This is a genomic window from Stenotrophomonas maltophilia group sp. RNC7 (genome assembly GCF_030910085.1).
Lineage (GTDB): Bacteria > Pseudomonadota > Gammaproteobacteria > Xanthomonadales > Xanthomonadaceae > Stenotrophomonas > Stenotrophomonas sepilia.
The window spans coordinates 1-1,500 of record NZ_JAVFVN010000142.1 but is presented as its reverse complement, the minus strand read 5'-3'; the positions used below and the strand labels follow the sequence as shown (position 1 = coordinate 1,500).

At 31.1% G+C, this 1,500-nt stretch carries 1 protein-coding gene; it reads right to left on the bottom strand.

Annotated features, from left to right (window positions below; genetic code table 11):
- Positions 1–204: 204 nt before the first annotated feature.
- Positions 205–1,500: hypothetical protein (locus RCF13_RS01770; protein ID WP_308140769.1), on the bottom strand; the 1,296-nt coding region annotated here is incomplete at its 5' end.

The following is a 1,500-nucleotide window of genomic DNA, read 5'->3' as shown; positions in this document are numbered from 1 at the left end:
AGTTACAAAAAAAGGGAAAAATCAGTTGAATTTGTGAAAAAACGATAAAAGCTACCCAATTTTGTAGAAATATATTGTCAAAATCGGGTAGCTTCTTGTTATTAATTTTTTTAGGCACAACAAAAAAGCGTTTTACTTCTAATTTTTTTCAAACGCTTAAAAAGGCAATAGGAAATAAACTTAAATTCCTTGTTTTTTTCAAATTTAAGTTTTAGGATTGGTAACTATTGAATTAAACATTGCTTCTACATTAAGTTCACCGCTTAAGCTTTGAGAAGAAGGTAATACCTTATCCACTTCTGGTGGATTTACCGATAAATTCTTACTTGTTGTATTTTCACTTCTCATTACATCTGGATTAGATATTTTATACAATTTTGCTCTAGCCCTTATATCTTCTATAGTCTCTCCGTGCAGGCATAAATTAGTGTATGTATGTTTAATATGTTGTAAGTATTGTTCCCAAGTTTTGTTATTTGAAAGTATAGGGTTTAACTCAGGGTAATTCGATACAATGGTATCAACGTTAATGACATCATCTACTATAGCTGCTTCTGTTACAAATTTAATAAAAGGTTCACTTGCAGCTACAATTTCTTGTATATCCATTGATTGAAGGTATTCCGTTTTCATTTGTTCTAGCTTTTGATTAATCGTCATGCGTATAACAGGCATAACATAGAAATTAATTAACGTACTACCGAACTTACCTTCTCGCATTAGTTGAGGAAAACGGTGAGACTGTTCCTCAAAGAAACTATGCAGACATTCACGGTATAATTCAATACCGTAATTCCCAAAGTTATCAAATAATTTTTTCTTGGCCATATGAACTTTTTCTAATGATGATTGACTAAATTGTTCTAAATCATGGTTATATAAATTGGCAACATCACGTAAGTCGCGTAAAGTTGCTAATCGATTAGGATCATAAATTGAGGTTACTTTTTCTTTTTTTACTAGCTTTTCGGCAATACGAACTCTAATTACGTGTGATTTATTGATAGAGCATGTTCTTTTCTTTCTAGATCCTTGTAGCTCACAATATTCCTCTAATATCTCACGTACATTTTCGCATTTTTGTGTTAAAAACACTGTTTTACCATCCAGTTTAAATTCAACTTCAATTAAACCGTTTTCTATTAAAGACACTAAAATATTCAAGAAATCTTTAAAATTATAAAAATAACGTAAAATTGGGTTGTTAGTAGCAGTTATATACCCGCGTTCTATCGCGAACCGGTGCCACTCTCCAGGTAATTGAGAAGTAAGTATGTAAAAGATGAACTGCAACGCACGTTTGTATAATTTTTTAAAAGCATCTTTCTGGAAAAATTTATAAAGGCTTACATAGGTAAATTGTGTTGGCTTTTCTTCTATATGTACAGCCATTTTATTATAATAAACACCATTTTCTTTAGATATACAATTAGCCTTTTCTAAATCTTTGAAAGCAGCTGGTATACAACGCGGTGACATAAGATTTTGCTTACGGATCTC